At 63.9% G+C, this 23,442-nt stretch carries 26 protein-coding genes; 21 read left to right on the forward strand and 5 right to left on the reverse strand.

What is annotated here, in order from left to right:
* Nucleotides 1-129 precede the first annotated feature (129 nt).
* The 5 genes from infB to AC0KXF_RS04555 form a co-directional block, all read right to left on the reverse strand.
* Entirely contained in the window at nucleotides 130-2,826 is a 2,697-nt protein-coding gene (infB, locus tag AC0KXF_RS04535; RefSeq protein ID WP_473108049.1) for a translation initiation factor IF-2, read from the reverse strand.
* A 74-nt stretch (nucleotides 2,827-2,900) separates the two neighbouring features.
* Complete coding sequence (locus tag AC0KXF_RS04540) at nucleotides 2,901-3,158, reverse strand: YlxR family protein (protein WP_473108050.1); 258 nt, start codon at nucleotides 3,156-3,158, stop codon at nucleotides 2,901-2,903.
* 281 nt (nucleotides 3,159-3,439) lie between these two features.
* Complete coding sequence (gene nusA / locus AC0KXF_RS04545; RefSeq protein ID WP_223044794.1) at nucleotides 3,440-4,435, reverse strand: transcription termination factor NusA; 996 nt, start codon at nucleotides 4,433-4,435, stop codon at nucleotides 3,440-3,442.
* A gap of 445 nt (nucleotides 4,436-4,880) precedes the next feature.
* Nucleotides 4,881-7,319, reverse strand: coding sequence for an FtsK/SpoIIIE domain-containing protein (locus tag AC0KXF_RS04550; protein WP_473108051.1), 2,439 nt, complete (start codon nucleotides 7,317-7,319; stop codon nucleotides 4,881-4,883).
* A gap of 231 nt (nucleotides 7,320-7,550) precedes the next feature.
* Nucleotides 7,551-8,213 carry a DUF3800 domain-containing protein gene (locus tag AC0KXF_RS04555; protein WP_473108052.1) on the reverse strand — a complete coding sequence of 221 codons (663 nt, stop codon included), beginning with the start codon at nucleotides 8,211-8,213 and terminating at the stop codon, nucleotides 7,551-7,553.
* Between the two features lie 131 nt (nucleotides 8,214-8,344).
* Between AC0KXF_RS04555 and AC0KXF_RS04560 the strand changes: the two genes are divergently transcribed.
* The 21 genes from AC0KXF_RS04560 to AC0KXF_RS04660 all read left to right on the forward strand — a co-directional run bounded on the left by AC0KXF_RS04560 (nucleotide 8,345) and on the right by AC0KXF_RS04660 (nucleotide 23,362).
* Complete coding sequence (locus tag AC0KXF_RS04560; RefSeq protein WP_473108053.1) at nucleotides 8,345-8,896, forward strand: hypothetical protein; 552 nt, start codon at nucleotides 8,345-8,347, stop codon at nucleotides 8,894-8,896.
* Nucleotides 8,897-9,772: 876 nt separating this feature from the next.
* Nucleotides 9,773-9,982, forward strand: a complete 210-nt coding sequence (locus AC0KXF_RS04565; RefSeq protein WP_473108054.1) for a hypothetical protein — start codon at nucleotides 9,773-9,775, stop codon at nucleotides 9,980-9,982.
* A gap of 177 nt (nucleotides 9,983-10,159) precedes the next feature.
* Nucleotides 10,160-10,585 (forward strand): hypothetical protein, encoded by a 426-nt coding sequence (locus AC0KXF_RS04570; RefSeq protein ID WP_473110050.1) that lies wholly within the window; start codon nucleotides 10,160-10,162, stop codon nucleotides 10,583-10,585.
* A 103-nt stretch (nucleotides 10,586-10,688) separates the two neighbouring features.
* A complete protein-coding gene (locus AC0KXF_RS04575; RefSeq protein ID WP_473108056.1) occupies nucleotides 10,689-11,996 on the forward strand; it encodes a helix-turn-helix domain-containing protein in 1,308 nt (435 codons plus the stop codon).
* A 503-nt stretch (nucleotides 11,997-12,499) separates the two neighbouring features.
* The gene (locus tag AC0KXF_RS04580) at nucleotides 12,500-12,700 is read left to right on the forward strand and encodes a hypothetical protein (protein WP_473108057.1); all 201 of its coding nucleotides are present in this window, start codon (nucleotides 12,500-12,502) and stop codon (nucleotides 12,698-12,700) included.
* 8 nt (nucleotides 12,701-12,708) lie between these two features.
* Nucleotides 12,709-12,999 (forward strand): hypothetical protein, encoded by a 291-nt coding sequence (locus tag AC0KXF_RS04585; RefSeq protein WP_473108058.1) that lies wholly within the window; start codon nucleotides 12,709-12,711, stop codon nucleotides 12,997-12,999.
* Between the two features lie 160 nt (nucleotides 13,000-13,159).
* Complete coding sequence (locus AC0KXF_RS04590) at nucleotides 13,160-13,510, forward strand: HNH endonuclease (protein ID WP_473108059.1); 351 nt, start codon at nucleotides 13,160-13,162, stop codon at nucleotides 13,508-13,510.
* Nucleotides 13,511-13,988: 478 nt separating this feature from the next.
* Nucleotides 13,989-14,276, forward strand: coding sequence for an HNH endonuclease (locus AC0KXF_RS04595; RefSeq protein ID WP_473108196.1), 288 nt, complete (start codon nucleotides 13,989-13,991; stop codon nucleotides 14,274-14,276).
* Nucleotides 14,277-14,287: 11 nt separating this feature from the next.
* Complete coding sequence (locus tag AC0KXF_RS04600) at nucleotides 14,288-14,764, forward strand: phage terminase small subunit (RefSeq protein ID WP_473108060.1); 477 nt, start codon at nucleotides 14,288-14,290, stop codon at nucleotides 14,762-14,764.
* Nucleotides 14,765-14,773: 9 nt separating this feature from the next.
* Nucleotides 14,774-16,453, forward strand: coding sequence for a hypothetical protein (locus AC0KXF_RS04605; RefSeq protein WP_473108061.1), 1,680 nt, complete (start codon nucleotides 14,774-14,776; stop codon nucleotides 16,451-16,453).
* Nucleotides 16,454-16,465: 12 nt separating this feature from the next.
* On the forward strand, nucleotides 16,466-17,896 hold the full coding sequence (locus AC0KXF_RS04610) for a phage portal protein (protein WP_473108062.1): 1,431 nt from the start codon (nucleotides 16,466-16,468) through the stop codon (nucleotides 17,894-17,896).
* Between the two features lie 172 nt (nucleotides 17,897-18,068).
* Complete coding sequence (locus AC0KXF_RS04615; RefSeq protein ID WP_473108063.1) at nucleotides 18,069-18,908, forward strand: hypothetical protein; 840 nt, start codon at nucleotides 18,069-18,071, stop codon at nucleotides 18,906-18,908.
* Nucleotides 18,909-18,981: 73 nt separating this feature from the next.
* On the forward strand, nucleotides 18,982-19,554 hold the full coding sequence (locus AC0KXF_RS04620; RefSeq protein WP_473108064.1) for a hypothetical protein: 573 nt from the start codon (nucleotides 18,982-18,984) through the stop codon (nucleotides 19,552-19,554).
* 15 nt (nucleotides 19,555-19,569) lie between these two features.
* Nucleotides 19,570-20,025 (forward strand): head decoration protein, encoded by a 456-nt coding sequence (locus AC0KXF_RS04625; RefSeq protein WP_473108065.1) that lies wholly within the window; start codon nucleotides 19,570-19,572, stop codon nucleotides 20,023-20,025.
* Entirely contained in the window at nucleotides 20,025-21,071 is a 1,047-nt protein-coding gene (locus AC0KXF_RS04630; protein WP_473108066.1) for a major capsid protein, read from the forward strand. Before AC0KXF_RS04625 ends, AC0KXF_RS04630 begins: the two co-directional genes overlap by 1 nt.
* A 2-nt stretch (nucleotides 21,072-21,073) precedes the next feature.
* The gene (locus tag AC0KXF_RS04635) at nucleotides 21,074-21,439 is read left to right on the forward strand and encodes a hypothetical protein (protein WP_473108067.1); all 366 of its coding nucleotides are present in this window, start codon (nucleotides 21,074-21,076) and stop codon (nucleotides 21,437-21,439) included.
* 12 nt (nucleotides 21,440-21,451) lie between these two features.
* Complete coding sequence (locus tag AC0KXF_RS04640) at nucleotides 21,452-21,871, forward strand: Gp19/Gp15/Gp42 family protein (RefSeq protein WP_473108068.1); 420 nt, start codon at nucleotides 21,452-21,454, stop codon at nucleotides 21,869-21,871.
* Nucleotides 21,872-21,885: 14 nt separating this feature from the next.
* A complete protein-coding gene (locus AC0KXF_RS04645) occupies nucleotides 21,886-22,194 on the forward strand; it encodes a hypothetical protein (RefSeq protein ID WP_473108069.1) in 309 nt (102 codons plus the stop codon).
* Complete coding sequence (locus AC0KXF_RS04650; RefSeq protein WP_473108070.1) at nucleotides 22,191-22,574, forward strand: hypothetical protein; 384 nt, start codon at nucleotides 22,191-22,193, stop codon at nucleotides 22,572-22,574. The genes AC0KXF_RS04645 and AC0KXF_RS04650 overlap by 4 nt, the downstream gene beginning before the upstream one ends.
* A 33-nt stretch (nucleotides 22,575-22,607) precedes the next feature.
* Nucleotides 22,608-22,790 (forward strand): hypothetical protein, encoded by a 183-nt coding sequence (locus tag AC0KXF_RS04655; RefSeq protein WP_473108071.1) that lies wholly within the window; start codon nucleotides 22,608-22,610, stop codon nucleotides 22,788-22,790.
* Complete coding sequence (locus tag AC0KXF_RS04660) at nucleotides 22,790-23,362, forward strand: hypothetical protein (RefSeq protein WP_473108072.1); 573 nt, start codon at nucleotides 22,790-22,792, stop codon at nucleotides 23,360-23,362. Before AC0KXF_RS04655 ends, AC0KXF_RS04660 begins: the two co-directional genes overlap by 1 nt.
* Nucleotides 23,363-23,442 lie beyond the last annotated feature (80 nt).

Genomic DNA, 23,442 nt, shown 5'->3' on the forward strand with positions numbered 1-23,442 from the left:
TCCGCGCGGGAGAGGCTCTCGGCTTCCACCCGCCTAGATCTGGATCTCCTACCTGGGCGAGGGTGTCGACGGGGTCGACGCACGAGAAAGGGGCCGGTGCGAGTGCACCGGCCCCGTCCAGCGGAGAACTCAGCCCCGCGGCTTCTCCACCATCTCGGTGGTCTCGATCTCGTCGCCGATCTGGATGTCGTTGAACTTGCCGAGGCCGACACCGGCCTCGAAGTCCGTCCTGACCTCGGTGACGTCGTCCTTGAAGCGGCGCAGCGACTCGATGGCCAGGCCATCGGCGATCACGACGCCCTCGCGGATCACGCGCGCCTTGGCGTTGCGCGTGATCGTACCGCTGCGCACGATGACACCCGCGATGTTGCCGAACTTCGAGGAGCGGAACACCTCGCGGATCTCGGCGACACCCGACTGGACTTCCTCATATTCGGGCTTGAGCAGGCCCTTGAGCGAGTTCTCGATGTCCTCGAGCGCGTTGTAGATGACGTTGTAGAAGCGGATATCGATGCCCTCGCGCGCTGCGCGCTCGCGAGCCTTGACATCCGGGCGGACGTTGAAACCCAGCACGATCGCGTTGTCGATCGTGGCCAGGTCGACGTCGGACTCGGTGATCGCACCGACGCCGCGGTGCAGAATGCGCAGCTGCACCGACTCGTCGACCTCGATCTTCATGAGCGACTCCTCGAGCGCCTCGACGGCACCCGACACGTCGCCCTTGATGATGAGGTTGAGCGACTCGACCTTGCCGTCCTCAAGGGCCTTCGTGAAGTCCTCGAGGCTGATGCGCTTGCGGGCCTTGGCGAGCTGAGCATTGCGCTCCGCCGCCTCGCGCTTCTCTGCGATCTGGCGGGCGGTGCGATCCTCGGAGGTGACGATGAAGTTGTCACCGGCCCGGGGCACGCTCGACAGACCCTGCACCTGCACGGGGCGCGAGGGCAGCGCCTCGAGCACCGCGTCGCCGTTCTCGTCGCTCATCGCGCGCACGCGGCCGTAGGCGGTACCCGCCACGATCGCGTCGCCGACGCGCAGCGTACCCGACTGGATGAGCACGGTCGCGACCGAGCCGCGGCCCTTGTCGAGCTTCGCCTCGATGGCCACGCCGCGCGCGTCCTTATCGGGGTTCGCGCGCAGATCGAGGCCGGCGTCCGCCGTGAGCAGCACGGCGTCGAGCAGTTCGGTGATACCGACGTTGTTCTTCGCCGAGACGTCGACGAACATGACGTCGCCGCCCCACTCCTCGGAGACCAGGCCGAACTCGGTGAGCTGCTGACGCACCTTCTCGGGGTTCGCGCCCTCCTTGTCGATCTTGTTGACCGCGACCACGATCGGCACGTTCGCCGACTGCGCGTGGTTCAGCGCCTCGATCGTCTGGGGCATGATGCCGTCGTCGGCCGCGACCACGAGGATCGCGATGTCGGTCACCTGCGCACCGCGGGCACGCATGGCGGTGAACGCCTCGTGACCCGGGGTATCGATGAAGGTGAGCGCGCGATCGACGCCCTCGTGCTCGGTGTGGACCTGGTAGGCGCCGATGTGCTGCGTGATGCCGCCGGCCTCGCCACCGCCCACGTCCGCCTTGCGGATCGCGTCGAGCAGTCGGGTCTTACCGTGATCGACGTGACCCATGACCGTGACCACAGGGGGTCGCGGCTGCAGGACGTCGTCGCCCTCCTCCTCGAGCTCGGCATCGATATCGATGTCGAAGCCCTCGAGCAGCTCGCGATCCTCGTCCTCGGGCGAGACGATCTGGATCTTGTAGCCCAGTTCGTCGCCGAGAATCTCGAAGGTCGCCTCGTCGAGCGACTCAGTCGCGGTCGCCATCTCACCGAGGTGGAAGAGGATCGTCACGAGGTTCGATGCGCTCGTATCGATCTTGTCGGCGAAATCGGAGAGCGATGCGCCACGACGCAGGCGGATCGGCGTATTGCCATCGCCACGAGGAACCTGCACGCCGCCGATGGACGGCGCCTGCCGCATCTCGAATTCTTGCCGCTTCGCCCGCTTCGACTTGCGGGCCTTGCTCTTCGAGCCGCCGCGACCGAACGCGCCGGCGGTACCGGCACCGCGACCGCCGCGACCGCGACCCGCGAAACCGCCGCCGGGACGGGGCCCACCGAAGCCCGCACCCGGGCCGGTGCCGCCGCCGGGACGGTTACCGCCGCCACCCGGACGACCGCCGCCCGGACGACCGGCACCGCCGGGACGACCGGCGCCCGCACCCTGGGGGCGCGGAGCCGGGCGCGGGATGTTGCCGGGGTTGGGGCGAGTGCCGCCACCGCGGTTCATACCCTGGTTGGGAGCGAAGGGGTTGTTGCCCGGACGCGGAGGGCGGGGGATCCCCATGCCCTGGCTCGAGGCGAACGGGTTGTTGCCGGGACGCGGACCGGCGGGCTTGGGAGCACCGGGCTTCGCACCCGGCTTGGGCGCAGCCGCGGGCTTCGCACCGGGCTTCGGCGCGCTTCCGGGCCTGGGAGCCCCGGCGGAGCCGGGCTTCGGGGCCGCGTCGGGCTTGGGCGCGGCAGGCTTCTTCTCGGCCGCGGGAGCCTGGGGCTCAGGGGCAGCCTTGGGAGCCGGCTTCGGGCCGGGCTTCGGGGTGGACGACTTCTTCGCCGCGGGCTTCGGAGCCGCGGACGAGCCTTCGGCGTCCGACTTGGTCACGCCTTCCGCCTCGAGGGCGGCCTTGACCTTTCGCGCCACTGGGGGCGCGATAGCGGACGAGGGCGCCTTGACGAACTCGCCCATTTCTTTCAGCTTGGCCAGAACGACCTTGCTATCGACACCGATCTCAGTAGCGATCTCGTGTACGCGTGGGTTTGCCACTTTTCTCCTGTCTGGGTTCACGCCAGACAGGCGAGAACCTTGGTTATCGGACGGGCCTCATTTTGAGCCGCTCATTAGTTGTCCATGAGTGTTTTCAGCCTGTTCTCTAAGGGACTGGCATCGGGCCTCCCCGACACCTTCAGCGCGCGCGGAAAAGCTCCGCGCGACACCGCTTGATTCAGACACTGCACCGTGGGATGCACCCAGGCTCCCCGCCCGGGGAGCACCGCTCGATCATCGACAATCAGTCGTCCATCGTGCAGCACCACTCGCAGCAGTTCCGCGCGCGACGCACGCTTGCGACACGCGACACAGGTCCGAACCGAATCCATCCTACCAGCTTCCTCCACGACACACCCGCCCGGGCCTCCGCTCACAGCGATAGCCGGGCGGGTTGCAGATGTCCGTCAGTCGTTCATGATCGAGTCCGGTTGGATCTCTGTGCTTGCTGCGCGGCCTGCGGCCGCGAACCGGAGCGCGGAATCGCCTGCGGCAGTGGCCGCAGCGCCCCGGGCCGCGAAACGCTGACGCGTTTCTCTCCCAGCCCGCGGCGCAATTCCCCTGAGCGCTCCGGCGCGAAGATCGAAATATCCAGCCTCGACCCGGAGAAATGTCAGTCGTTCATGATCGAGTCCGGCTGGATATCGATCTTCGCGCCCGTCAGCTTCGCAGCGAGGCGGGCGTTCTGCCCCTCCTTGCCGATCGCGAGGGAGAGCTGGAAGTCGGGCACCAGAGCGCGCACCTGCTTCAGCGACTCGTTCAGCATGAACACGTCGGTGACCTTCGCCGGCGAGAGCGCGTTCGCGACGAACGCCGGAAGCTGCGACGAGTAGTCGACGATGTCGATCTTCTCCTCGCCGAGCTCGCTCATCACGGCGCGCACTCGACTGCCCATCTCACCGATGCAGGTGCCCTTCGCGTTGATACCGGGCTGCTTCGCGCGCACGGCGACCTTCGTGCGGTGCCCTGCCTCGCGGGCGAGGGACACGATCTCGACGATCCCCTCGGCGAGCTCGGGAACCTCCCGTTCGAACAGCTTGCGCACGAGACCCGGGTGAGTGCGAGACACGATCACCTGAGGACCCTTCAGCCCCTTCGACACGCTCGTCACGTACACGCGGATCCGCGCGCCGTGAGGGTACTTCTCACCGGGGACCTGCTCCTCGGGGGGCAGGATCGCCTCGAGCTCACCCAGGTCGACGTGCACCATGCGGGGGTTGGGCCCCTGTTGGACGACACCCGAGACGATCTGCCCCTCCTTGTCCTTGAAGGCTCCCAGGACGGCGTCGTCGCTGAGATCGCGCAGCCGCTGGTTGATGACCTGCTTGGCGGCGCTCGATGCGACGCGACCGAACTCGTCGGTGGTGACGAAGGCCTCTCCGATGACCTGGCCCTCGTCGTCGACCTCGGGAACGAGCACCGAGATCTCGCCGCTCTTGCGGTCGAGCGTGACCCGCACCTCGTCTTCCTTCGGCACCGACATGTTCTGATTCTCGGCATGACGCAGATAGGCGGACTGGATCGCCTGCTCGATGATCTCCACGAGCTCGTCGAAGGGGATCTCCTTCTCACGCTCGATCTGTCGCAGCGTGACGAGTTCGATCTTCACGGTGGCCTCCTTGGTATTGAGATGTCTATTCAGCTATGCAGCCCGTGGGCCGATCCTCCAGAGTAGCGCACTCGTCGGCGCAGCATCTCTATCTCGCCCAAGGTCCTCTTAATGTCCGGTGAGGTGTCTGAGTGTCCTGGGATCTCGCATCGCGGCGCGGGTCGCGGCAGCGACATTGGTCGCTCCGGCCAGGCGGTGGATACTGATCGCGAGGTTCCGGATCGTGGCCATCAGGTGCGCAGCGGTACGAGTTCTCTCTCCCAAGAGCGCTCCTATGCTCCGTTTGCTCCGTTCATGATCCATGCCCCTGGAACAATCGAGACGGTCCATTCCTATCGAGTCGGGCTGCAATTCGCGTGAATTGCAGCCCGGCTCGATACTTTGAGGCCGACTCGCGCGCTCGCTCGGGATCACGACTTGAAGAAGGCCCCCATATCGCCTCTCTTCAGTCGGTGACGGCGACGTGAACCGGAGTCGCCTTCCCGCTCGCGATCGCAAAGCCCCGCCCCGGCGGGAAGTGCGCGCGCCGCACGCGCCCGAGGTCCTCGCGGAACGGCGTCTGGGTCTCGTGCTGGTCGGGTTGCAGCGAGATCCCCCACCTCGGCTGTTTGATGGCCTGGTACAGCTCCCAGACGGCACTCGCCGTGCCCGTCTCGAACTCGAAGAGCACGAGCACTCCGGCTTTGCGCGCGGCCTTTGCGAGCGCGACGAGCTGCGCGAGCGCGGCCGTCCCGTCGGCTTCGGCCGGCCGCTCTACCACGACGACTCCGCGGGCACCGGGGCCGGGAAAGCGGAGCGGCGGCGCGGCAGGATCCTCCCGCTCAGCGCTGAGGCTCGTGATCGGGCCCGCGCTGGAGGCCGAAGCCGCGGGCTTCCCGCCGAGCGCGACGACGAGCCGAGCCGCAAGCCGTTCGACGAGTCCAGCGCCGCGCGCGAGGTGGGCCCATTCGCGACGCGCGCCGATCCCGCACTCCGCAAAGCTCAGCAGTACCGCCTCGACCCGCTCGCCGTGTTCACCTGCCGCTCGCTCGAGGGCGACGACGCAGCTGAGCGCGGCCTGGGAGAGCCCCGATCCGCTCGGTCCGGCGATGACCCCCAGTCCACTGCTCGGCAGAGCCACCGGCTCGAGCGTCCGCACGTCGATGCCGTACACCGGTTCTCCGTCGAGGCTCGCCGGAAGCTCCGTGAGCGGCACGCGGTCTGGCGCATTGACGATCCGCGGTGCCCGAGTGACGCGATCGCGAAGCTCGGCGGCGAGCGCGTCGATCACCGCGGCTTGTGAGGCGAGATCTGCCCCTCCGATGAGGGCGAACTGCAGTTCGCGGTCGTCTCCGGCGAGCACCGCCCGTCCCGGTGAAGACTTCTCGAGCACATCGGGCGGCACGCCGAGAACCCCGTAGTCGTGCGGGTTCGCGAGCCTGAGCACGAACTGCCGCTGCAGACTCGCTGCCATCGAGGCGGGGATCGCCGACGGTCGATCCGCCGTGAGCACGACGTGCACTCCGACCGCGCGCCCGCGCTGCATGATCTCGGCGAGCAACCGGAACGGGGAATCCTCTGCGGTGAGCATCTCGGTCGCCTGCCTGAACGCGGCGAAGCCGTCGACCATCAGGATGACGCGGGGTTCCCCCCGACCGGCCTTCGTCGCGCGATACGCCTCGATGCCGTTCGCCCGCGCGGCGGCGTACCGCGGGCCGCGTTCCACGACCAGCTCTCGCACATGGCGCAGCACTCGGCTCACCAGCTCGGTGTCGGCGAGCGGGGCCACGGCACCGACCGTGGGCAGGACGCTGAGGCCGCCGAGGCCGCCTCCAGCCGCATCGACGGCGTAGAGCTGCACGGCATCGCGATCACCGTCGGCGCTGACTGCGGCCGCGAGCGAGAAGAGAGTGCTCGTCTTGCCCGTGCCGCCGGCTCCGATGACGGAGAAGCTGCCCGCGTCCTCGAAATCGATGCGCACCGGACGCCGCGCCTGGGCGGCGGGGTCGTCGCCCAGGCCGATGAGAACACCCCTCGCGGAGTCCTCGCTGCTGCCGTGCCTCCGAGTGTCGACTTGAGCCGGTGCAGACACCCTCGCGATCCCGGACGCGCCGCCCAGCGCAGACGCCTCGGCCAGAGTCAGTGCTGCGGGCAGGGGGTCGAGCCACGGCCTGCGCGGTGCGGTGAGGCGCAGCTGCCGTGCGGCCGCCGCGATCCCGTCGCGCAGCCGCTCGATGTCCCGCGTTCGTCGCCGGCCCTGCCCACCCCGAGGCGCTTCGACGGGGATACTCCACGGCTCGCTCTCGGTGAAGCCGAGGGATCGAACCTCAATACTCGCCGACGCGCTTTCGGGCGAAGCGCGCCCGCCGAGGTAGCCCGTCTGGAAGTGAGTGATGCGGCCCGGGCCGACCTTGATCGCCCCTCGCCCCGGGGTCTCCGCGTCGAAGAATGCGGCGTCCTTCACACCGATCACATCGGTGCTGTCGGCTTCGTCGGCCATTCGCAGTGCGATGCGCAGATTGGTGTTGGCGCGCAGATTGTCGGTGATGACGCCGGCCGGACGCTGAGTGGCCATGACGAGGTGCAGACCGAGGGATCGCCCCCGCTGGGCGACGTCGATGACACCGTCGACGAACTCGGGCACCTCGCGGGCGAGTGCCGCGAACTCGTCGATCACGATGACGAGCACGGGCGGTGCGGCGGCATCGGAGCACCGTTCCATGGAGATGAGATCCTTCGCACCATGCGCTGCGAGGAGTTCTTCGCGGTAGCGGAGCTCGGCGTGCAGCGACGTGAGCGCGCGACGCACGAGGTACGGGGTGAGGTCGGTCACGAGGCCGACGGTGTGCGGCAGGTCGACGCACTCCGCGAAAGCGGCGCCGCCCTTGTAATCGACGAGCAGCAACTACCGTAACCAACGATCCGCGGCTCTCGTCTGCGATGGAAGCACTCAGCGGGCTACTCACGTAGGGCGCCACTCTTTTGCCGTTGGGCGCGATTGCCCGTTGTTGTCCGTCGTTGCCCGTCGTTGCCCGTTGCGGGAGTTGTGTATGGACCGTACACTAGAGGAAAGGTTCCACCCTGCTGATAAGAACTCCTGAGTTCTGCCGAGAGGCTAGGCGGGGTGGTCGCATTTTCACCAGTATCTCGTGTGGCCGTACTGGAAGATGTTGAACTTGCTGTGCGATACAGGTAGTTGCGAGAGTGGCACCGGGTCGTTGCTCTCAAGTTGCCGGAACAACGCCCACGCGAAATAATCTGCGATCTGCCCGCAAGGCTCTTCTTTGATGGTGGCGAACGAGATCCGATACTCAACGCCAAGCGCGGCCAACTGCGGCTTGATGACCTTCAGGAATGCTGCACGATGCTTCTTCGACAGTGCAGAATCAAACATCAAGACAATGGGGCTGTGGTAGTCGCGGAAGCTCTTTACGATGTACTTTGCCAGTGCGCCAGCGACAAGTGAGTAGAAGACCTCGGGTGAGTGCTTCGACTGGTGCGCATAATGCTTGTCGCAATAGATGCTGTGCACCCTGCAACGATGCGTTGAACCGCAGAGCGCTTCGCTGAACCGCTGGCGCGTGCCTCTACTGTTGTACACCGCATGAAAAGGCAACTGCGCGTCGAGCCCCCGCCGCATGAACTCGTACTTGAGATTCACAACGTTCTGGGAGCACTCCGCAGGGGACGACGTAATGAACGCTGACATCACGAAGTGATCAGTGCCATTCCCACTGAAGTCCAAGTTCCCCGACTCGTCAATGAAGACGTAGAGGGGCAGCTTCTCATTCTTTGGCATCCTCACATTCTCTCCCAAGTGTGGGTCGAACGTTTGTGCCGCACACTTCTCCGAGTAGCTGATATTCTCTAACCACATTCTTTAATAGCCGAGCACTGGTGGTTGGGGCTCGAGCACGCAGGAACCACAGCATGAACACGCTGGATAACCTTGTCGCCCTCGATCACACCGGACACGCAGATGTCGGCTACCTCGAGATGCGCGACTTCAATCGATTCGTCTGGGCCTGGGCCGAAGGTGCACGCATCACCACATGGCTGTACTCGGCCGGCAACCTGAACAGCACGAGCGAAACCGACGTGCGAGTCGACTCCTCCGCTACGGCGTCGATCAATCTGCCGGCGACATGGCTCGCCGCAGACGAGATCTCCCGGCTGCTGCAGCAGCTCAACCGCTTCCCCACCCCGGAGGATGCAGCGAATGACAAGATCGGCGCCTCCCTCGCGATCGACCTCGGGAAGGCCGTTGCCACTGCTGATTATCGGTGGCCCCGTGAGGAGAAGCCGCACAAGGTCACCTACATGAGGTGCGGCGGGTGCGAGATGCTCACCCTGAAGTTTCGCCCGCCACGCTGGCATGGGGACTTCATCAAAGTTGACTGCTCATGCGGGTACGAGCTCAGCGAAGAGGAATGGACGTGGGCTGCGCAGATCGTCATGGCCGAGATGGAGGCAGCGGCATGACCACCTCACAAGACTGGGTGATGGCGAAGGATGCTCCGGCTCTTCTTGCCCGACCGAAGAGCACCATCTATAAGTGGGTTGAGTCGGGCGAGGTACGCACTTTCCGGCCTCTTCATGAGAAGTGGCTATTTGTCCCCGATCTGCGGCGAATGGATCGTGCCACGCCGAGACGACGGCGCGCTAAGCAGGCGGCTTGACTTTCTTATGACCGATATGTAATCTGAGATCAGATGGTGGAGTTCTATACCCACACACCATGGCCCCGGCAGCGAACAGCGTCGGGGCTTTCGTGTTCCATCTACACAATCGAATAGCCCGGGATCAAGGTTCGCGGGCGGCCCCACAGGGTTGAGATGCCACACGATAGACGGTGGGCGGATGGTTCGACTCCATCCGGGGGCGCGGTGGCACCTCTGAAAGACGAGGAGAGCGCCAATTCCGGGCAATGACGGAACGCTTAGCGAACCCGAGCCCGCGTAGCTCGCACTACAAGGCCCCATTGTGAGGGAACTGGCGCGAGTGCCTGCGGCATGACGATGCGCGGCAGACACATGCACGTCTTCGGGCCTGCATCAGCCGCGTGCGGGGCTTCTGGAATCCGGTGGCCCCGCACAGCGCGCTTTACATGGCTTTACATTTCATCCACAGGCTTCCCGCGCGTGACGGGAGCGTTGCCGAGTCCGGGTTGATCGCCGGAGGGACCGCAGCCAATAGCGACTGGAACGGCCACAGCCTAGGTCGCATCACGCACCGCCAGTACGCGCCCTGCCTCGGTTGTCCCGGGACCGCCTCTGCTGGCGTTCTTCGTAGATACATTCGGTTCCCATCGACTAGGGTTTGTGATAGGCTGTAGCCACAAATCAATAGTGATGGGAGGTGAGAAATATCCCGGCAGATAAGCGATTGAAACCGCTTCTCGAAAAGCTGGAATCCCAGGGGTGGCGAATCGAAACCACCACCAAGGGATACATGGCCTACCCGCCCGACAAGAGCAAAGATCCGGTCTTAATGCACAAGACCAACTCGGATCACCGAGCGTTCAAGAACACGCTCGCTCGACTCAAGCGCAGCGGCTACATCCAGTGAGCGGATAGAAGTTGTGGGGAGCTAAACCTTGGCCGGGGAAGCTCCCCACAATCTAACTCAATCGCCTCCCTCTAAGCAATCGAACAGATATACGGAGGATTCACCATGCCTACATGGCACGCATCAGTAGCATTCACTTGCGCAAGCGAGTTCAGCGCCGATGCAGCATTCGACCTCATGGATGAACTCCTGAATCACGGAGCATCCATGACCACGGCCCGCGATCACCTTGGCGGCACCATAACCGTCACCATCGATGCCGACACCGCGCTCGATGCCGCAACGGCCACCAACAGACTCCTGCACGACCACGCCCCGGCCGCCATTGGCGCAGTCGAAATAGCAGGTATCGAGATCCTGTCCGAAGCAGGGATGGACGCATACCTCGCCGAACCGGTATTCCCGGAAGTCGTCGGATATGCCGAGATCGCTGCGATGGGCGGGTTCTCGCGCCAGCGCGCACGCCAGCTCGCAGACAGTGCGGCGTTCCCCAAGGCAGTCATCACGACCGCGCAGGGACCGCTGTACTCCAAGCACGCTGTCGAGCGCTGGCTTGAAACCCGGAACACCAAACCGGGACGCCCCGCAAAGGCGAACGCATAACCCCGCAACCTCATCCGCTTACGAGGTAGAAACCCCCGCGCCATCACTGGCCGGGGGTTTCGTCATTTCTAGACCACCCGTGCCGCGCCACACTCACTCAACGATGACCAAGCGGGCGTCCGAGCACGGGGAACACTTCAAGCCGGGAGGCCCAATGTCGCGTCGTCCCCGGAAGATCGATGACCAACGTGTCGCCGCCCTCATCACTGAGGGGCTATCGAACTCGGCGATCGCACGCGAAATCGGCTGCGACGAAGCATCCGTGAGACGCGCACGGAAACGCCTCAAGGTAGAACCAGCTCCCCCAGTGAACGCGGGCAGCAAAGTAGCCCCAGCAGGTGAATCGGAGACGCACCGCCCCGACGGAAGCTCTGACTACGTTCTCAGCTCTGACCGGGCGTGGGGATACCGTGACTTCTGCGAGTTCATCCGATCCAAAGGGCAAGACCCGGAACAGGTGACCTTCACTTGGGGTGTCACGACGAACCCGACCGGCGGGTTCTGGAACAAGCTGAACAACGTCCGCCCCAAGCAGGGCGAACAGGCCATCGATGTTGCCGGGATCGAGCAGCGCGTCCGCGACTACCGGCCCGCCATCACCCTGCGCGACGACACGCACCCGAAGTCGCTCGTCATTGTCGCCACCGATTTCCAGCTCGGCAAAACCGACTGGAACGGCGGCACCGACGACACCGTGCAACAGGTCCTAGAGTCTTTCACCCGTGCAGCGGAACTTGCCGTCACAGAACGACCACAAGAGATCGTCATCGTAGACGCCGGCGACATCATCGAGAACATCTACTCAACAAGCTCACAGCTCGGCACGAACGACCGCGACCTACCCCACCAGGTAGAAGCGGCCATGCACGTCATGCTGACCGGGCTTCAGATGCTCGCACCCCTCGCACCGTCCGTGAAGTACGTGGCCGTGTCCTCGAACCACGGGGCGCACCGTATCGGCCCCAAGAGCCCCGCGGGGAACGTGCACGCCGACTACGGTCTCGTCGTCGCGAAGATGCTCGGGCACGCCCTACGCCTCAACACGGCAGCGTTCGGGCACGTCGAAGTGCTCACCCCACTCCCCTACATGGAGTCTCTCGCATTCGACACCAGCGGGTCGCGTATCGGCGTCGTGCACGGCCATCAAGCCGGAAGTGCTGACAAGCTCGGTGAATGGTGGAAGGGCCAATCGCACGGGCGCATGCCGACCGCAGACGCACGGATCCTTCTCGCCGGCCACTGGCATTCCCTGCGAGTGCAGCAGTCCGGAGACGCACGCTGGATCTTCGTCGGACCCGCCTCAGATCGCGGCTCGTCATGGTTCACGAACAGTCGGGGTGAGTCGTCACAGTCGGGCATGCTCACGTTCCTCACCTCGAACAACACGTGGGAACAACTCCGAATCGTGTAGGAGGCTGTCGTGAAGACCCTGACGCGGCCACTCGGACTCCCCGAACCTCCAGCAGAGGGCGACTGGGATCTGCTCACGAGTGAGGCAGGAGACGACGATGCATGAGTGCGAGGTGTGTGGCGGCATGTACCCGTCACAGCTCGCGGCAGCCCTGTGTGGTGAGGATGATCGCGAAGCCGACCTCCACGCCCGCCAGATGGTGCGCGGACGGCACAGGGCTACCCAGTAGCGAACCCGAACCGGTGCAGCATCGCGTCGCTCATCGGGCGGGTGAAGTGCTCCACGAACACACCACACGCGAGACATTCGTAACGGACCTCAGCCGGTGACGCAGCCCCAGCGGTGTACGAACCATCACGCGACTGATGCTCCACCATCAACTCCACTTGCGGCACATACCGGGTGATACGAAGCCGCTGCTGCTCACCACAGCCGGGACACTTCATCGGACGCACACTCATACGGCCAGGGTAAACGACACCACCGACACGGAAGGCATCACAATGAGCACGCCGCGACTTCGAGTCCTCGAGCTCCCGATGGAGCATCAAGGCGAGTACACGAACACGCCCTACCTGCTCATCATCGACCGCTGCACCGAAGAGATCGCAAACAACCTGGCTACGGTCGACGGCGATGCTCTCAATGAAACCACTGGAGCACGCGGCCTCCTGACGTTCGACTTCGAGATCGACCTTGAATAGGAATCAAAGTGCTCATAGAACCTACCGAGCAGGACAAGCTCCGCGCCCGCAAGGCCGGGGCCTCAGCGGCAGCAACCGTGACGGTCACGACGACAACCACCGACCGTGTACTTAAGCCCGAGACCGACCCGGACCTGTTCGCAGACGCAGCCCGTGAAGCCCTGACAGAAGCAACGACCGCCGGGTATCACACGATCGCCTACGTCAGCGTTACCGAGTTCATCACCTGGCCAGGCGGCTTCGCGGAAGACCCCATCGAGTACCGATACGTATGGGAGTTCACAGCACATCGGGAGTAGAGCTGAACAACCCCAGGGAGGTCCGAAGCAACCCCCGGGGTGCCGTGTTTGACACCCCGGGGGGGGTGTCTCAAAACCCTCAGCAGACCCCCTCCCACTATCCCAGGTAGACCCCCAGCACCTCCCCCGGGATCGTCCGCACCAGCACCCTTGGAGACCCATGCCCCGAGCGCCACGCAAGTGCCCACATCCCGGATGCGAGAATCGGATCACCAACACACGGTACTGCGACGATCACACCCAACACCACTGGGGCAAAGGCAGCCCCCGAGACGCAGCAGACAGAGCATGGTCACGCACAGTGAGACGCAGAGACAAGACCTGCAAGCTCCAACTACCAGGCTGCACCGGCAACGCCGACGAAGCAGACCACATCATCAACATCAAACGCGGCGGCGCACGCCTCGACCCCAACAACGGGCAAGGCGCATGCACCTCATGCCACAAGAAAAAAACACAAGCAGAAGCCCTCGCAGCACGCAAGCAAAGGACAGCACAGGGCTACCACTGACAGCCTCTCAGAACGGCGCAGGCGAACAGCCACGCCCCGTGCAGGGGAGGCTGTCACCCCCCTCCCCCGGACCGCACAGAGCAGCGGTGAGGTGCTGTGGATTTGAATCTGCGGGGGTCTGGGATTATTGACCCGTACGGAAGGGGAAGCAGTGCAGCCGAAGAAGGTATACACGGTTTGTGTTAGCTGCCGCGAACCCCTGATGCCTGCGACGCGGGCTCGCAACCCGAAGAAGTGGTGCTCCGAGGCATGTCGGCTGAGGCACTATCGTTCACGCAATCCCGAGTACGTCGAGCGTCAGGCGAAGCTAGCTAAACGGAGGCACGAGGAGCGCTACGTCCCATCTCGGCATGATCTGGAGTGCGTGGTCTGCGGCGAACGATTCGTCGGCGTCCATGCTAGGCGAAAGTACTGTTCTCAGACCTGCCGAAACCGTGAGTTTAATGCCCGCCGCAGGGCTGATGGTCGTGCTGCTGAGATGTCCGCAAAGCGGCGCGCCCTCGAGGCTGGGGCGAAGATTCAAGATGGTAAGCGCCTCGCGGTGCTCGAAGCCGACAATTACCTCTGCCACTTGTGCGGGCGGGCGACGAATCCAGGCGCCGCGTATCCGCATCCTGACTATCCGGTCGTTGATCACGTAGTTCCGCTCTCACGCGGTGGTGAGCATGCGCCGTCGAACTGGCGTTGCGCGCACAACTCGTGCAACTCGAAGCGCGGGAACATGACTGTTGAGGCGTTCAAGGAGTTGCTCGCGCTCGCTGCGTAGGAGGTGATCGTATGGCTGGCCGAGGGCCCGTTCCGAATCACCCAAGCAGACGTTCCAAGAAGTCTGGGCATGCGGATCTTCGTCTGATTGTTGCTGAGCCTGTTGAGCAGCCGCCGCTCCCAGATTTCGATGTACAGGTCGAGATTGATGGCGAGCTTGTCTCTCAGGAGTTCAAGTGGCCGCAGCGGACTCGTGATTGGTGGCAGATGTGGGCGGATTCCCCGTTGTCTGCTGAGTTCACGTCGACTGATTGGTCTGAGCTGCTGGACACGGCTCTGATTCATGCGAAGTTCTGGTCTGGTGATGTGAAGGTTGCCGGCGAGCTTCGTCTTCGTGTGGCGAAGTTTGGTGCGACTCCCGAGGATCGGGCGCGGTTGAAGATTCAGTTTGCGCAGGCGGATGAGGCTGAGACTCGTGCTGCTCGGCGCAAGGAGTCGATCAAGAAGCCACCGAAGAGTGATGACCCGAGGTTGACGCTCGTGGAGTAGGTGGTGGCCATGGCGACGCTGATTGTGCCGCCACTGGATCTCGACTATCCGACTCTGGGGCCTGCTCTGAAGGATTTCATCGAGGAGCGCTTCGTGTTCGGCCCTGGCTCCCTGTCGGGGCAGCCAGCACGGGTTGATGCGGAGAAGTATGCGGCGCTCTGCCGAATGTACGAAGTGTTTCCGAAGGGCCACCGCTACGAGGGACGTCGACGATTTCAGCGCGGAGGCATCGAGTGGCGCAAGGGCATGGCGAAGACCGAGTTCGCGGCCTGGGTTGTGGCGCTCGAGCTTCATCCCGAGGCACCGGTTCGTGGTTACTACGAGGGCGATGAACTCCGCGGTATGCCGGTCGACTTCCCGTACATCCCGATGATGGCGGTCGCGAAGGAACAGGTCGAAGAGCTCGCGTTCGGCGTGCTGAAGTACGTCATTGGCGAGGGCCCCGACGCTGACTTGTTCGACATCACCGATGAGCGTGTGATGCGCCTTGGAAACCGTGGCCAGGATGACGGCAAGGCCGTTCCCGTCGCTGGCGCTCCCGGTTCGCGTGACGGTGCGCTGACGACGTTCATGCACTTCGATGAGCCTCACCGCCTGAAGTTGCCGACGCACAAGGCCGCGTACGAGACGATGATGGCGAACCTGTCGAAGCGTCCGCTCGAGGATCCTTGGGCGTTGCACACGTCGACGGCGGGCGCTCCTGGTGAGAAGTCCGTTGAGGAGGATCTGCGCGCCGAGGCTGAAGCGATCCACCGCGGCGAGATCGATGATCCTGCTCTGTTCTTCTTTGCACGCTGGGCGGCGGAGGATGATCATCCGAAGCTCGAGACTCGTGAGCAGATCATCGCCGCGGTTTCGGATGCTACTGGCCCGGTTGGAGAGTATGGCCCGGGCCAGTTTGAGAACATCGCGAAGAACTGGGAGCGGCCCGGCGCGGACAAGGCTTACCTCGAGCGGGTCTGGCTGAATCGGTGGCGTAAGTCGGGTTCGACGTTCTTCTCACTCCCGCAGATCGTCGGGCTCTGCGAACCGGGGCGCACGATCCCACGTGGTGCGTTCGTTGCGCTCGGTTTCGATGGTGCCCGGTTCCGTGACGCTACCGCGATCGTTGCTACCGACATCGACACTGGTATGCAGCAGCTCATCGGCCTCTGGGAGCGCCCGGAGAACGTTGAAGAGTGGGAAGTGCCCGAGCATGAGGTGACGGAAGTCATCGAGTGGGCGTTCAAGTACTTCCGCGTCTACAAGCTCTACGCAGACCCGCCGCACTGGACTGAAACGGTCGGAGCGTGGCATGCGAAGCGGCCGGGGCACGTAGAAGAGTTCTACACGAAGCGGCACGGCATGATGGCGTACGTTCTGCGCGAGTATCAGGAAGCGCTCGACGCCGGCGACATCAGCTTCGGCGGGCTCTCGATCCCCGACACCGTGATCGGTGAGTCCGTATCCCCGCATGACGATCTGATTCGGCATCTCGGCAACGCGGGCAAGAAGGAACTTCGCCTGCGTGACGACGAAGGCAAACCCCTGTATGTGATGCAGAAGCAGGACGGACAGATGGGTCTCAAGTTCGATGCGGCAATGGCCGCGGTTCTCTCGTGGAAGGCGCGCTTGGACGCCATCAAGGGTGGCGCGAAAGCGACACCGGCAAAGCGTTCTGTGATTCGAAGGCTGAATGCCCGTGGCTGATTGGAGGCTTGCATGGCTATCAGTGTGAGCAGGAAGAACAGCCCCGGATGGTGGCTCGAGAAGTGCTTCACCAAGCGCGCTGCCGGGCTCGCACGGCTGAACGATCTCGATGCTTGGCGGAAGGGCGAACCGCCAGTTCCGCAGGCCGTGAAGGAAGCTCGTGAAGCGTTCCGTGAGTTCGAGTCGGAGGCGGTGACGAACTGGGCGCAGCTCATCATCGCTCTGCTTCGTGAACGACTGGGAGTGCGAGATATTCGTACTGGCGCTTCCGGGGATGACCCTGATGAGGAAGCGTGGGCGTATTGGCTTGCATCGAACCTTGATGTTGAGTTCTCGACGTTCGTTGACACCATGCTGTGGGCCGGCGACGCGTACGCCATGGTCGGTGAGGACGAAGACGGCGACGTGTCCGTCACGCCTCAGGATCCCCGCGACGTGGTGACGTTCCACGATCCGATCCGCCAGTCCCGCTACCGTGCCGCAGCCAGGTTCCTGCACGATGGCGACGAGGGCAAGGACTATGTGTATCTCTCGGTGGCCGGTCGGTACTTCGAGGACGGGTATGCACGCGTCTTCGTCGCTGTGAAGAGTGGCGATGGCACGGCTTCAACGGACTTTGATCCGAAAGCGTGGTCGTGGGACAAGGAACAAGGCGGGCCGGACGGCCAAGCACTGAATCATGGGCTCGTGCCGGTAGTTCGGCTCCGCAACACGGGAGGCATGGGCGAGTTCGAACCGTTCCTGCCGCAGTTGCGCCGCATCAACCGGTTCACGTTCCAGCTCTCGGTCATCATCCTGTACCAGGCCTACAAGCAGCGGGCGATCCTCGCTGACGTAGACGACCCGGACGCTGCCGCTCGAGGTGACCTCGCGAACACCTTCAACGTGGAAGACCTCGAAGACGTACTCACGTCCGATCCAGGCTCGTGGTTCCTGCTGCCGTCCGGGTCGAAGGTGTGGGAATCGACTCAGGCTGATACTCAGGGGCTGGTTGCGGCGATCAAGGCGGAGCAGCTTTCTCTGGCTGCGGTGTCTCGGCGGCCGATGGGCATGTTTGCTCCTGATAACCAGTCGGCTTCAGGCGCGAACTTCACTCGCGAGGGGCTGACCTTCGCGGTAGAGGACAAGCAGAAGCGCCTCCGCAGGTTCCTGGTTGACGTGTTCCATCTCATCTTCCTCACGGCAGGAGATGAGGAGCGCGCGGATAAGAAGAACATCCGGGTATCGTTCACGCCTGCTGATCGGTACACGATCACCGATAAGGCGTCTGCGACTTCGCAGGTTTCGTCGGTTCTGCCTCTCCGCACCATCCTTCGCGAGGTGTGGCAGATGAGTCCGGATGAGATCGCTGCGGTTGAGGCTGAGGCTGCTGACGCGGCGCTGCTGTTCTCGGAGATCGGGGATGCTGCGCAGCCAGCCAGCCAGCCAGCCAGCCTGATCTGACGCCTGAGCAGAAAAAGGCAGCAGCAGACGCGCTCGGTGTGCTTATCCGGGCCGGAGTCGAGCCCACAAATGCGGCGGCGGAAGTTGGTCTCCCTGCGCTCGAGTTCACTGGCGCCATGCCAGTTGCGCTGCGTCTCCCAGAGACGAAGGCGGGTGAAGTGGAGGAGCGCTAGTGGCCACAAAGCTTGATGTCGCCTACCAGTCAGAGGTGCAGAAGGTTCGTGATGCTCTGTTACGTTTCGCCCGCAATCAATGGAACGGTCTCGGTTCGTGGCGCGACGCCGACTATGAGCGCATGCTCAGGGTGCTCGTGCCTCGAATCGAGGCGGGCCAGCAGAAGATTTCTGACCTGACGGACGCCTACGTTCGGCGGCTCGCGGTCGAGGAGTTTGGCAGCATCCGGAACGGTCTGCCGTTCTCCGCTTCTACCGAGGCTCTACGAGGCACGTCCGCTGCGGAGGTCTACCATCGGCCGTTCGCATCCACCTATACGGCGCTGAACGAAGGCAAGGCCGTCACTGCGGCAGTCTCTGCCGGGGCCGAGCGCCTCGCTGATCTCATCTCGACCGGCATGCAGCTCGCCAAGACGCACTCCGCGCGGAACGCGATCGGCCGCTCGAGGTTCCAAGGGTTCCAGCGTGCGCTTACCGGTCGCGAGAACTGCGCGCTGTGCGTGATCGCGTCCACCCAGCGTTACCACCGTGGGGATCTGCTTCCGATCCATCCCGGATGCGATTGTGGCTGCAAGCCGTATTACGGCGAGTTCGGCCAGCAAGTGATCAACCCAACTCTGCTGGATGAGACGTACACCCAGATCGCGACGCATCTCGATCACGTCTCAGTCGGACGGGATGCTCGCGATCTTGGGATCGGCAAGACCGACGCAAAGGGCCGGCCGCTGTCGGACTTCACCGACCTCATCGTGACGCACGAGCACGGCGAGATCGGGCCGCTGCTGACCTGGCGCGACTACACATTCACGTCCCCTGAGGATATCGCAGCGCTCGCTTAATCTTCCGCACACCATGCGGCAGCCCCTTCGTGGGGAAACACACTCATCCCTTCGTGGGAAAGGAAACCAAACCATGTTCATTCACCGCCCGTTCCGACTCATGTTCACCGGCCCCGAAGGGGAAGGTGGCAAGCCGGAGGAGAAGCCGAAGCCCACCTCGGAGATGACCGCTGAAGAGCGTGCAGAGTTCGAGGAGAAGGCTAAGCGCCGCGCTCAGGACAAGCTCAAGGCATTCAACGGGAAGACCCCCGAGGATGTCGCGAAGCTTGAACAGGAGCTTGAGCGGCTCCGCAAGGAGAAGCTCAGCGAGCAGGAACGTGCCGTGGAAGAGGCACGCGCTGAAGCACGCGCCGCAGCACTCGCGGAAGCGAACTCGCAGACCGTCGAGACCTCGCTGCGGATTGCCCTTCGTGGGCGCACCGCTGATGCTGCCGCGCTGCTGGATCTCGACCGTTCCACCTTCGTGGCGGACGGGCGAGTCGACGCCGACGCAATCACGAAGTGGGTTGAGGAGCATTCCGCGCCTGCTGATGGCGGTAAGCGTCCCCCGGTGAAGATCGGGCAGGGCCACCACGAACAGTTGAAGGTTTCCGACCGGGCAACCGGCAAAGCCGAAGCCGAGAAGCGCTTCGGGAAGAAGAACTAACGAAAGGAACTCGACATGAGTGACATCACTGTACGTCGCTCGACGTTCCAGGCAGAGAATCGGTCGTGGCTTCAGAGCCAGGCCGGTGTCGGCCCTGGTGAGACGCCGAGCGTGACTCTCGACCTGGCACTGTTCGACAGCGACGACCACTACCCGAACGGATTCGTTCCTTCGGGCATCGTGCTTGGCCAGGTCACCGCGAGCAAGAAGTACGGCCCCTACGACCCGGACGCCTCGGATGGCCGCGAGACCGCAGCAGGCCACCTGTTCGGTTCGCTGACCGTGCCCGCCCCGACCGGGGTTGTGGGCGGCGCGCTGGTTCGCACCAACGCGACCATCGACCCGACCAAGCTGCCCGTCGCCTCCGGCGCCGGCGCACTCGATGACGCGGCACGGCTCGCGCTGTTCAACATCACCTACACCGACAAGCCGACCGTCATCCCGACGCCGGCAGAAGGGAGCGAGGGCTGATGGCTATCGTCTTCGACGCACCCGTTTCGCCGGGTGCACTCACCGAGTTCGTACGCAACGTGCCGTCGCCGGACAACCTGGCGCTGCTCAACGCGTTCCCCTCGGTCACCAACGAGACCAACACGATCAACTTCGCGGAGATCGTGAAGCGCAACCGCACCGCCAAGTACCGCGCCTTCGACGGCAGCATCTCGGTGTCCGACCGCGACACCGGCTCGGTGTCGAGCGTCGGCATGATCCCGCTCTCGGACTCGCGAAACATGGGCGAGTACGAGCGGCTCAAGCTCGAGTTCGCCCGTACCGGCGGCACCGCGACCGGGGTGCTCGCGAACGCGATCTACAACGACGCTACCGATCTCACCCGGAACGTGCAGCGCCGACTCGAGCTCGCCTGGGGCGACGTTCTCGCGGATGGTGTGCTCACCATCAACGAGAACGGCCTCGTCGGCTTCGAGGCGGACTTCGGGGTTCCCGCCGACCAGAAGGTCGCACCGTCCGGGGCGCTGTGGTCGAACGTGACCACCTCGACCCCGCTCTCGGATCTCATCCTCTGGCACGACGTGTACGTCGCCGCCAACGGTGCCCCCGCCGGGGCGATCCGCACCTCGCAGGCGGTCATCCGTCTCGTGCAGAAGAACAAGGAGATCATCGACGCCGTTCACGGTGCGACCTCGGGCAAGACCCGTGTGACGCTCACCGAGCTCAACGACCTGATGGCCTCTGAGGGTCTGCCCGCGTTTGCGGCGCCCTACGATCTTCAGCTCGACGTGGATGGGTCGTTCGTACGCTCGGTCCCGTCGAACCGTGTGCTGTTCACGCCCGCGGATCTCGGCGACCTTGGCCACACCGAGTGGGGTGTCACCGCGACCGCTCTTGAGCTGGTCAATAGCAAGGAAGCGGAGTTCGGCTTCTCGGAGGCGCCCGGCATCGTGGGCGTGGTCGAGAAGATCGGCCCTCCCTACCGTGAGTTCACCTACGTGGATGCGGTGGCGATGCCGGTGCTCGATCGTGCTGAGGCGCTGCTGATTGCGACGGTGACGGCGTAATCATGTCCACTCTCGCGCAGAGCGTGTGGCTGGAGCGGGAGGGGGAGCTGGTCTGCTTTACGGCAGGCAGCACCCCTCCCGCTTGGGCGGCGAAGCTCATCACGAACCCGCTCGCATGGGCCGAGGCTGGCGTACCGGTCGAACCCATCACAGAGGAACGCACCGAGGAGATCGCTGAGGAAGTCGCGAAGACCGCCGACGCTCTCACCGAGGCGACCTCGCCAAAGATCCCGCCGAAGTCCGGCAAGGGTTCGTCCGCAGCGGCCTGGGCGGCGTACGCCAAGGCCAACGGCTTTGAAGTTGAAGATGACGCGAAGGCGTCGGAGATCCGCGAAGCCCTGGCCGAGGCTGGCGTACCGGTCGAGTAAAGGAGGTGCCCCATGGCGCTTGAACCATTCGCTGATGTCGAGGACGTTGAAGCGGTGTGGGGCGAACTCACGGTCGCTGAATCACAGCAGGTCACTGCCTGGCTGGTGACGGCCTCGAACAACCTGCGTCTCATCGGCAAGGAACGCGGGGTGGACGTTGACGCGTTTATCTCGGGGAACGAGCTGCTGGAGCAGGCCGCGAAGGATGCTGTCGTGGAGTCGATCAGGCGCCGCCTGATGAACCCTGACGGGATCCGGCAACGCTCCCGAACTGTGACGGACGGGCCGTTCTCGGACACTTCCTCGGAGACGATCGACACGGCGATCTCGTCGGGCGGGTTGTACTTCAATGCGGATGATCTGCGCTGGCTGCCAGTGAAGCGGTCCCGCCTGTTTCGCACGATCCGCGCGAAGTCGGGGTACTACTCATGAGGTACGAGCCGGTCATGATTCGCCGCGCCGAGATCACCTACGACGAGGCGGGAGACCGCGTCGATGATGATTTCGCGGATCATCTGCAGTTGATGATGAAGTTCGCGCCGTCGAACTCGTCGGAACCAGTGGAGATCGGCAGCAACGCGGTCATCACCGGTGGGACTGTGTACGCGCGTGATCTTGCCACTCCCCCGGACGTGCGGTCTACAGACCAAGCACGTATACGTGGTCTCGATTTCGAGATCGAGGGCGAGATCGGGGTGTGGCAGCGCGCGGACACGTGGGCGGTCCAGTTCGCAGTGAAGCGGGTGACGGGATGAGCGAGTACATCTTCGACCCCGTGGAACTCACCGTGCAGGACTACCTACGTTCCGTTCAGTCCGAAACGGTAGTGATCACAAGGCCCGAGAGCCTGCCGGAGAAGTTCGTGCAGGTGCAAAGCGTTGGCGGAACCGCTTCGCTGGTCTCGCAGGCTGCGATGGTCACGCTCATCTGCTGGGGCAAGTCTCGGGCTGACGCGATGCGGTTCGCTGAGACGATACGAGCGCACATGCGTTCCTGTCGTTCCCTGGCAGGTCTCCCGGTCTACCGGGTGCGCGAGATCGGTGGTCCTACCTCTCGCCCGGACCCTGAGACGGGCCGGCAACGCTATCAATTCACTCTCGAGCTCACGGTTCGAGGTAAGCATTTCGCCCCCTGAATGGGGGCTTTCTCATTTGAAGGAGGTGCCGCCGTGACGCGAGTTGAGGTGGTGAACCGTCAGGAGATTGACGGGAAGCAGTACAAGCGGGGTGAGGTGATCGACGTGCCTGATGGGCGCGCTCGTGACCTGATCACCGCAGGCAAGGTGCGTGAGCCGCGGAAGGCTCCCGCACAGGCAGACGAGAAGGCTGCCGTGACGAAGGGCGGTAAGTGATGGTCGACATCGTAAAGGACAACGTCCGCGTCTGGTCGGATATGAACTCGATGGTGTTCTGGGCCCCCAAGGGTACTCCGCTGCCCGAGACTCTGACCGAGGATCTGGACGAGGCGTTCCTCCCGATCGGCGCGCTGAACGAGGACGGCCCCTCTGAGGGTGTTTCGGTGGACGTGAACAAGATCAAGGGTTGGCCTGCGGGTCAGACGCTGCGGATCAAGACCACGTCGACTGAGAAGACGTTCAGTTTCACCGCGCTCGAGGAGAAGCCGGTCGTGACGCGCATCTTCTACGATCACGGCGCGGTGACGGTTACCGGTACCGGTGCAGATGCGGTCGCACGCTACGACATCCCGGATTCGTTCGGGACCGTCGAGGGCACCATGGTCACCGTCCTCAACGACGGCGCGTACAAGAAGGTGCGCTGCATGGAACTCGTGCAGGTCTCCGAGCGTGGCGACGTGTCGAACGGCAACGAGGACCCCGCCGGGTACGAACTGACCGTCGACAACATCGGCAAGGACTACGTGCTGACCAATCAGCCCGCCTATCTCGCTGAAGGTACGCCGTAACGAGACCGGGTGGGGCGCGTGGTGACTCCGCGCCCCACCCTATCCCCAGAGTCACACCAAACTACTTCTAGAAATGGAGT

This window comes from Leucobacter holotrichiae, assembly GCF_055791005.1.